This is a genomic window from Streptococcus sp. SV2, assembly GCF_030440175.1.
In the GTDB taxonomy this organism is placed as follows: Bacteria; Bacillota; Bacilli; order Lactobacillales; family Streptococcaceae; genus Streptococcus; species Streptococcus raffinosi.
Genome location: NZ_JAQFJQ010000028.1, coordinates 1 through 8,570 on the forward strand (window position 1 = coordinate 1; position 8,570 = coordinate 8,570).

Sequence of the window (8,570 nt, forward strand, 5' to 3'; positions counted from 1 at the left end):
AAATATCACTTAAAACCAGCTAAGGCTGAAGACAAATAGAAAGGAGTCCTGAATATATGTATCTTTTAACTGAAACGGCTAGTCCTTTCGCTCTTGAACGTTGGGCTGCTTTCTTCGCTAACTTTGGACAATTTGCTAAAGGCTTCTTCTACACCCTCGGTATTTCGATTGGTGCCTTGATTGTTGCCCTTCTTCTTGGGCTCATCTTTGGTGCCATGAGTTCAACTCATAACAAGGTGCTTCGTGGCATTGCTCGTGTTTATGTCGAAATCTTCCAAAACACACCACTGCTTGTCCAATTCGTGGTTGTCTTCTATGGGATTTCAATCTTGACGGACGGCCATATCATGCTTCCTATTTCATTGACGGCTATCCTCTGTGTGGGTATCTACACTGGAGCCTATATCTCTGAAATTATTCGTACGGGTATTGAGGCTGTTCCTAAAGGTCAAACCGAAGCGGCTTTGTCTCAAGGGTTTACCTATGCCGATACCATGCGTATCATTATCTTGCCTCAAGCTGTTCGTACTATCTTGCCACCACTTACCAACCAAGTGGTTAACTTGATTAAGAACACTTCAACAGTTGCCATCATCTCTGGTGCAGATATTATGTTCACGGCTAAGGCTTGGGCTTATGATACAACCAATTATGTGCCGGCCTTTGCTGGAGCTGCTCTTCTCTACTTTATCATGTGTTTCCCTCTTGCAACTTGGGCACGTCGTAAAGAAGAAGAGAATAAGAAAGCATACTAAGGAGGTCCACTATGTCAGAAGTTTTATCAGCTACTAACCTTAAATTCTTGGCACAAGGGTTGTGGACGACACTTTACTTGTCTTTCTTCATCATTGTGCTATCTACCTTTTTCGGAACCATTCTTGCGGTCATGCGTAACGGCAAAAATCCTATTCTTCGTTGGATAGCTTCTATCTATATTGAGTTTGTGCGTAATGTACCTAACTTGCTTTGGATTTTCATTATTTTCTTGGTCTTCCAACTTAAGTCTACAGCAGCAGGAATTACCTCTTTCACAGTCTTCACGTCTGCTGCCTTGGCAGAAATTATTCGTGGAGGACTCAACTCTATTGACCATGGACAAACGGAAGCTGGATTGTCACAAGGATTTACCAATAAGCAAATCTTTGTTTACATTATCTTCCCACAGGCTATCCGTAAGATGTTGCCATCAATTATTTCTCAGTTTGTAACAGTCATCAAGGATACTTCTTTCCTTTACTCTGTTATTGCCTTACAAGAATTGTTTGGTAAGAGTCAAATTTTGATGGGGGGTTACTACGAACCAAGCCAAATTTTTACCTTGTACGGTATCGTAGCTTTAGCTTATTTCGTGGTTAACTTTGCCATCTCTAGCTACTCTCGCTACCTCTCTAAACAATGGGAGCAAGCTAGTGAATAAGAAACTCGCCTTCGGGTGGGTTTTTGTTTGTTTAGATTTTAAAACTAACGACCCCAATTGGAGTCGTTAGTTCTTTCTCTAATTCACTGTTACTTTACCTGAATAATAATCTAGGGTAATCCCCTCTTGTACATTAGGAACAAAGACATTGAACTCAAGGGATCCGTCAGTTGACTTGGCTTCAAGATGCGTTCCTGATGGTATAAGGTTATCTCCATCATAAATTAAAGTGACACGGTAACGGACACGTTTGTTTTTATCCTGAGCTTTCCGTACAAGACTTTCATAATAGTTCTGTCCTGTAGAATTATCACTATTGGCTTCGTTAGCCCAAGCTGTTTGAACAGCAATATTCTCAGGATTTGAAGTGGAGGCATCAAATCCCTTCAAACCTCCAACTAGTGCATAACCTAACAAATGCCCCCTGTCTACGGCATGACTATACTCTCCTGATAGATTTTGTACCTGGTGCCATCCAGCTGGTGTCCATGATGTTGATCCATTACCTGTTTCTTGACGGTTCTTATACTGTCTTGTCGCTTTACTTAACAAGGCATTGGCTACTGTAGGAACTGTTTGGCCTTGAACCGTTTTGACTTGGTTATTAGCATAGGGTTGGCTAGATACCTTAGCATTTAGATTCGTCTTGTTCCCATTAATAATATAGGCCCCTGCCCCATTCCATTCTATGGAGTTTCCAAGTTGACTCTTGACAGAGCTAGTCATCACTGTCTCAGCAAGCTGCTCTTGTGGTGTAGACTGACCACTTGTTGAACCGTTAGATTTTACGGAGTTATTGGATTTTCCCGAGACTAGACTGGCTACCTGCTTGATTGGATTATTAGGCGAAAGCTTATTGCTCGTCCCAATATAACCTAGAACTACTACCAAGACTGCTATCAGTAATGAGAAAATCTGACGTTTCTGTTTATTCGTTAAAGATGTCTTTCTTTTTGCCATCGTGTTCTTCCTATTTCTATGAATCTGCATAAGTAAAGGAGTAGGACGACAGCCCACTCCCTTTTATTTTCCTGTAAATTTAGCAACGATTGCTTGCCAGGTTTCTGGTTTTAAGATGTTTATTGGATCCTTACCCTCGCCTAAGACGGCATAACCAACCATTAAACCAAGGGCCAGAAAAGCAAGACTAACCAAACAAACGATTAAAACAAGCAATAATTGACGAAAAACATAGCCTTTACCAGTTTCCATACTATCCCTCACTTACACGTGAAATATTGGCTCCTAGTTTAGCTAGTTTCTCATGGAACTGATAGTAACCACGATCCAAGTGTGTCAATTTACCAACTGTCGTTGTCCCTTCAGCAACCATCCCTGTCAAAATAAGCGCCGCAGATGCTCGAAGGTCAGTAGACATAACTTGAGCACCTTGAAGTGGCAAACCACCGTGAATCATTGCAGTATCTCGAAGAATTTCTGAATGAAGTCCCATACGACGCATTTCTTCCAGATGTTGGAAACGATTTTCAAAGACAGTTTCAATCATCGTTGATTCACCCTTAACCACTGCCATAAGCGCTGTGAATTGGGCCTGCATATCCGTTGGAAAACCTGGATGAGGAAGAGTTTTAACGGTTACTGGTTTCAATTTCGAAACATCAGATGTAACACGAATGCCTCCTTCTTCTTCCTTAACGTCGACACCCATTTCCAGTAATTTAGAAATCAAAGGACGGTTGTGCTCCCAGATGGCATCTTTGATAAGAATATCTCCTGACGTCATAGCTGCTGCTACCATAAAAGTACCTGCTTCAATACGGTCCTGAACAACCGCATGCTGCGTACCATGAAGAGATTTTACTCCTTTAATCACGAGTGTTTCAGTTCCAGCACCTTTGACATCTGCCCCCATTTCATTTAGAAGTAAAGCCAAATCAACAATTTCTGGTTCACGCGCAGCATTTTCAATAGTTGTGACTCCATCAGCCAAGGTCGCTGCCATCATAAGGTTCTGAGTGGCACCGACAGATGGAAAGTCCATATAAATTGTTGCACCTTTGAGTTTATCAGCAGTTGCTGTAATATCACCACCAACCTGGGTAATCTTAGCTCCCATAGCTTCCAAACCTTTGAGGTGGAGGTCAATCGGACGACTACCGATGGTACAACCACCAGGCATAGAAACCTTAGCATGACCATTACGAGCAAGAATAGGTCCAAGTACTACGATGGAAGCACGCATTTTACTAACATATTCGTATGGCGCTTGATCTAGAATCTCACCACTAGCATCAACTACTACAGTATTATTTTCTTCGTCAAAGTCTACAGCAATATCCAAGCCACGAACCACATTATTCATGGTGTAAACATCTGACAAGATTGGAACATTAGTCAAGGTTGTCTGACCTTCAGAGGCTAAAATAGTCGCAGCCAATAATGGCAGAACAGCGTTTTTAGCACCTTCAATGACAACCTCACCACTTAATCGAGTGTTGCCACCCTGTACAATAATTTTATCCATAAGGATTCCTTTCAAGGGTCAATTTCATCTTTTTGTATTATATCAAAAGTCTTTTAAAATCACTAATTTAAGATATTGAGCTTGCTAACGATTGACATAGCGTTAAAACATATATAAAGAATGAACTTACTAGAAAACCAATGGCAATACTAATAAAAAGCAAGAATAATCTCAATTTCCCAGTGTTAACAATAACATTCTTGGTTATTTTTTCCCAATCAAAAAGCGTATTCACCATCTGATAAGTTAAACCAATAAAAACCAAGTGGCTCGCTAGAGGAACCATATCATTTAAAATAGTCATCAAACTATTATATCATAGAAGACTTACATAAAACATAAGAAGAATCATTAAAAATACGACTTTTTACATTTGATTTCTTTATTAGTTTTCACCATTAAGAGCAATTGTTAACCAACTTAAGAACCTTTCAAAATCAGATTTTCCGTGCTCATTCGAGATTAAAATTTAATTTATTTTCAATCATTAGTCATAAGAAAAAATCTTCCCTAATGCTACTGTTTCCAAATAACAGGTTTAGGGAAGATTTTGAGTCATTAGTTAACTATTACTTAGAAGAATTCCATGGCTACTAAAGTAATAATCGCAGAATCATAGTAATTCTTAACAGGAAGATCCTGCATAAAGACAATCTTATTCTGCTGAACTAATTTCAAGTACTTTTGATCCTTCTCAGCTGCAAAAGCAATTGGTGCTTTAAAACTTGCAGCTTGGTGGTCGTCTAAAAACTTACCGGACAAATTGTAATTTGAAAAGACATTTTTCTGAGTCATAAAGAAATCCAACATCTTATTAAGGACTTTCTGACTCTTTTCATCGTTACTCTGAGTAAGATTGTATGGAAGACGACAAGCATTATAAGAATACGTTGAATCAAACTGATTTGAGATGGTGTAAGGCTTAACCACACGAGCCCCTGATTCATCCACCCAGATAAAGTCTGGAATTAATCCAGTCTTCGTTTTAGAACTAATCGTTTCAAGACTACTTAACATCTTGTTATTAATATCCAACCATTTTTTATCTTTTGTAACTTCATAAAAAGCTTGGAACTGCTTAGGTACAGTATCTGAAGTTCTCATAAGATTATAATATTTGGAATCTTTGTTCGCCCAGTTCCCAACAGTCAAAATTCCAGTATTTTCATTATAGTTATACTTGAGAATATCCTGCAAGAGGGCCTTGGCCTGTGTTTGATACTCATCTTTATGGCTTGGCCATTGTTTTGAAGCTTCAATCAAGGCATAGGCAATATAAAGGTCCCCGTCAGTTGCATTGTGATCATCAACATTTTTAGCACTTTTTTGAACAATTTGTTCCCAAGACATCAATTGATTGCCTTCAATACGATGTGACAAATAATACTTGTAGAGTCTTTCAAAATCTTTTTGATTAGCTAAACCTTTCTTAGCTGCTCGCACGGTGATTAGCATTCCGTAACTTTGTGACTCGGAAAGAACAACATCTTTGTCTTTATCATTAGTAGTTTTGACATATGCTTCGTTGCCTTTTTTGACCACGAAGTGTTTTTCCCATTTTTGATAAATTCTATCTTGAATATCAGTTTTCGTTTTCATTCTTATGGTAAACATTGAAAAAACAAATAAGCCAAGGATAACTACAAACCATAAATATTTAAAATATTTTGTTTTCATACATACTCCTATTCTGCAAAACGCTTAGTTTTAACCCATGTTGTTCCTTCACGATGAAGAATTTTATCCATGATAATAGACCACAACGAATCTAAAGAAACAATAATGAATAACTGTGCGTAACTAAAATAAGAGAGAATCGCTAACCAAATTTGTTTGCTGGTTGCTTGTCCAAATTGTGAAGCTAGGGCAACGTTGATTTGCAATAAATATAATCCAATCATCAAGAGCCAGTTAAACAACATTAATTGAGCAATGTAAATATTATTTGCATCAAAGGCAAACGGAATCTGAACGGTTGGGAAAAAGATATGTAAAACAATGGCTAAGACATTAGCAAAGAAGATTAAATCAGATAAGACAATTGCACCATTAAACCAGAAGAAAATACAAGAGTAATTCGCTACTTCTAGTTTTACACGCCAATTTCCTTTACCGAACAAATGTTTAAAATTCGAGATAACAACTTCGTAATTACCTTTTGCCCAACGCTTACGTTGCATATAATAACTTTTAAGCGTTTCAGGTTCTTGTTGGAAGGCTTCAGAATTATATGCCAGAGCAATTAATTTACCACTTTGCATAATCTTGAAGGAAATATCGGTATCTTCGGTCAAGGCACCATTTCGCCAACCACCAATACTTTTAACGAATTCAGTTTGAATAATGAAGTTCGTTCCTGGAATACGACCAATTTTAAATAAATGCCACATTCCAACGTGGTGAACACGTTGCGTGACAACAATCTCTTGATTGATACAACGTGTTAAGAAATTTTGTTTTGCATTTCTTGTTTTATTTCGGCCAAAGGACGCCACTCTTCGTTCTGGATCCTTCATCACTTCTTTAACTAAGAAGTAAAGTGCATTAGTTTCAGGCATGGCATCCGCATCATAAATACAAATATATTCTCCATCAGCCATTTTAAGGGCATCGTTCAGAACACCTGCTTTACCACCAGTACCCTTACGATTAATAATGGTAATATTACGTCCAGCGTACTCTGGCATGGCTTGAACAGCTAAACACTCTTGGTAAGTATTATCTGAACAGTTATCCGCAAACAAAAGTAGCTCAACCTTGTCATGAGGATAATTCATATTCAAGATAGCTTGAGCCGTTTGAGAGATAACAACATCTTCATTATGGGCTGGAACTACAATCGTAACCTTAGGATAATAAGGAAGTTTCTCCTTATCAACCTTAAAATCACTATGTTTCAACCAAAAATGAACACCTGATACCAGAATAACAACACCCCAAATTAAGGAAATCCAGATGGATATTAGGGTGAAAATCATTAAAAACTGACTAACCATGTTTCACCGCCTTGAAATTATGAGAAACACGTTCATATATTACTGTATAAACAGTAAACAAAACAATGAAAGCAATCGCAAAAATAAGGCTAATACATAAAGCAAATACAAAAAACAAGTTTGTGATAGTCATAACTTCCCCCTAATACTCAACAATAATATCCGTTTCTAACTGACGGTTTAAATTACTCATTAATTCACTATAGTTATCAAATTTTTTGGAATTCTTTTTATCAATGACAAGAAAACCTGATTGAAATTGAATACCTTGATAACTACTTCCCCTAGTGAATGTCATTTCTTTTAGATCTTCTTCAAGACTAGTTTTATAAATCTTTTCTAGATTTCTCAATTTATTTTTTGAAAGGATTAAGTAACTCCCTTCAGAAACATAAAAGACTTGCTCAAAGCGATCCAGCTTATCTGAAATCCGATGATAGATACTAGTAAGCAAATGGTTATATTCACGAGGACTCGATTCAAAGAATTGTTCTTCATGAGACCAATGTATCAAAAGTGCTTGAACAGGTTTTTTATCCCCTAATAAATCGCGATAAGCGTTACTAGCCTTGACTTCTTCAATCTGAACAGATGAAATAAATTTATAGAAGTAATACTTAATCTTTGAAAGTATCCCCATTAACAAAGGAAAACTGAATATAAGAACTAATGTATCATTTAGTGGAAGATAGACAACACCACTAACCAATACAAAGATACTTAAAGCAAAACTTAAAATGATTAGCCAAGTAATCAGAAGCTCTGTTAAGAAACATACTGCAGCAATACCTAAAATCAGAAAGAAAGCTTCAAACATGAATAAATTAGGATTGACTTGATTACAGTAAAGAAATAGTAATGCTTCAAAGAAAATCAAACATAAAATCCAATACCAGATTTTTTTATCTCTTTTCACACTCAATTTCCTCCTTCGTGAAACTCTGATACAGAATCTTCCAAATTAAAGTACACTTTAATCGCTTGAACAATTCTCTCAGATGCTTTACCATCACCATAAGGATTAGGAGCTTCAGACATTTCTTTATAAAGAGCTTCATCAGTTAAAAGTGAAGTCATTGCTTCTTTCACCTTGTCTGGATCAGTTCCGACAAGTTTCAATGTTCCTGCTTTAACACCTTCTGGACGCTCTGTTGTATCTCGTAATACTAAAACAGGTTTTCCAAGTGATGGAGCTTCTTCTTGAACACCACCAGAATCTGACATAATAAAGTAACTTCTAGAAGCTAAATTATGAAAATCAAAGACATCTAAAGGTGCGATAAGATGAATTCTATCATGGTCACCTAAAATTTCCTTTGCTGCAGCTTGTACAGAAGGGCTCAAATGAACAGGATAAACCACTTCAATTTCAGAATGCTCATCTACCATATGACGAAGAGTTTTAAATACTCGACGCATTGGCTCACCTTGATTCTCTCTTCGGTGCATTGTTACTAAGATAATTTTTTTATTCTCATCGATTTTATCGAGAACTTCATGATAATAATTATCTTTAACTGTAAGTTTTAAGGCATCAATCGCTGTGTGATATAGTCCTACTTAAGTAGACAGTAAAAATACATAAAGTACTGTTTACGAAAGTAGGATTTTTATTATGTCTAGAAAAAGTAAGGTTTCTTTTGAAGGCAAGCTGAGGGCTGTTACCTGGTAT

General features: G+C 37.1%; 9 protein-coding genes and 1 pseudogene. 2 read left to right on the forward strand and 8 right to left on the reverse strand.

Features of this window, described 5'->3' with window-relative positions:
* Positions 1-56 precede the first annotated feature (56 nt).
* A complete protein-coding gene (locus tag PCY14_RS09725) occupies positions 57-755 on the forward strand; it encodes an amino acid ABC transporter permease (protein ID WP_008534488.1) in 699 nt (232 codons plus the stop codon).
* Between the two features lie 11 nt (positions 756-766).
* Positions 767-1,417 carry an amino acid ABC transporter permease gene (locus PCY14_RS09730; RefSeq protein ID WP_002889495.1) on the forward strand — a complete coding sequence of 217 codons (651 nt, stop codon included), beginning with the start codon at positions 767-769 and terminating at the stop codon, positions 1,415-1,417.
* Between the two features lie 78 nt (positions 1,418-1,495).
* Here the strand turns inward: PCY14_RS09730 and PCY14_RS09735 are convergent, their stop codons facing one another.
* The 8 genes and pseudogenes from PCY14_RS09735 to wecB all read right to left on the reverse strand — a co-directional run.
* The gene (locus tag PCY14_RS09735; RefSeq protein ID WP_021145493.1) at positions 1,496-2,377 is read right to left on the reverse strand and encodes a DNA/RNA non-specific endonuclease; all 882 of its coding nucleotides are present in this window, start codon (positions 2,375-2,377) and stop codon (positions 1,496-1,498) included.
* Positions 2,378-2,440: 63 nt separating this feature from the next.
* Positions 2,441-2,629, reverse strand: coding sequence for a DNA-directed RNA polymerase subunit beta (locus PCY14_RS09740; RefSeq protein ID WP_008534486.1), 189 nt, complete (start codon positions 2,627-2,629; stop codon positions 2,441-2,443).
* A gap of 1 nt (position 2,630) precedes the next feature.
* Positions 2,631-3,902: a UDP-N-acetylglucosamine 1-carboxyvinyltransferase gene (gene murA, locus PCY14_RS09745; RefSeq protein ID WP_008534485.1), complete on the reverse strand. Its 1,272-nt coding sequence runs from the start codon at positions 3,900-3,902 to the stop codon at positions 2,631-2,633.
* A gap of 67 nt (positions 3,903-3,969) precedes the next feature.
* The gene (locus tag PCY14_RS09750) at positions 3,970-4,206 is read right to left on the reverse strand and encodes a DUF1146 family protein (protein WP_004182616.1); all 237 of its coding nucleotides are present in this window, start codon (positions 4,204-4,206) and stop codon (positions 3,970-3,972) included.
* A gap of 269 nt (positions 4,207-4,475) precedes the next feature.
* The gene (locus PCY14_RS09755; RefSeq protein WP_037608834.1) at positions 4,476-5,579 is read right to left on the reverse strand and encodes a glycosyl hydrolase family 8; all 1,104 of its coding nucleotides are present in this window, start codon (positions 5,577-5,579) and stop codon (positions 4,476-4,478) included.
* An 8-nt stretch (positions 5,580-5,587) separates the two neighbouring features.
* Positions 5,588-6,898, reverse strand: a complete 1,311-nt coding sequence (locus PCY14_RS09760) for a glycosyltransferase (protein WP_060934063.1) — start codon at positions 6,896-6,898, stop codon at positions 5,588-5,590.
* A gap of 142 nt (positions 6,899-7,040) precedes the next feature.
* Positions 7,041-7,814, reverse strand: coding sequence for a hypothetical protein (locus PCY14_RS09765; protein WP_231087396.1), 774 nt, complete (start codon positions 7,812-7,814; stop codon positions 7,041-7,043).
* Between the two features lie 2 nt (positions 7,815-7,816).
* Positions 7,817-8,446: pseudogene (wecB, locus tag PCY14_RS09770) on the reverse strand (non-hydrolyzing UDP-N-acetylglucosamine 2-epimerase); the annotation flags it as partial.
* Positions 8,447-8,570 lie beyond the last annotated feature (124 nt).

Bases quoted from the DNA above. Each gene is read 5' to 3' on its own strand.
- PCY14_RS09725 (WP_008534488.1), top strand. From the start codon at position 57: ATGTATCTTTTAACTGAAACGGCTAGTCCTTTCGCTCTTGAACGTTGG.
- PCY14_RS09730 (WP_002889495.1), top strand. From the start codon at position 767: ATGTCAGAAGTTTTATCAGCTACTAACCTTAAATTCTTGGCACAAGGG.
- PCY14_RS09735 (WP_021145493.1), bottom strand. From the start codon at position 2,377: ATGGCAAAAAGAAAGACATCTTTAACGAATAAACAGAAACGTCAGATT.
- PCY14_RS09740 (WP_008534486.1), bottom strand. From the start codon at position 2,629: ATGGAAACTGGTAAAGGCTATGTTTTTCGTCAATTATTGCTTGTTTTA.
- murA (WP_008534485.1), bottom strand. From the start codon at position 3,902: ATGGATAAAATTATTGTACAGGGTGGCAACACTCGATTAAGTGGTGAG.
- PCY14_RS09750 (WP_004182616.1), bottom strand. From the start codon at position 4,206: ATGACTATTTTAAATGATATGGTTCCTCTAGCGAGCCACTTGGTTTTT.
- PCY14_RS09755 (WP_037608834.1), bottom strand. From the start codon at position 5,579: ATGAAAACAAAATATTTTAAATATTTATGGTTTGTAGTTATCCTTGGC.
- PCY14_RS09760 (WP_060934063.1), bottom strand. From the start codon at position 6,898: ATGGTTAGTCAGTTTTTAATGATTTTCACCCTAATATCCATCTGGATT.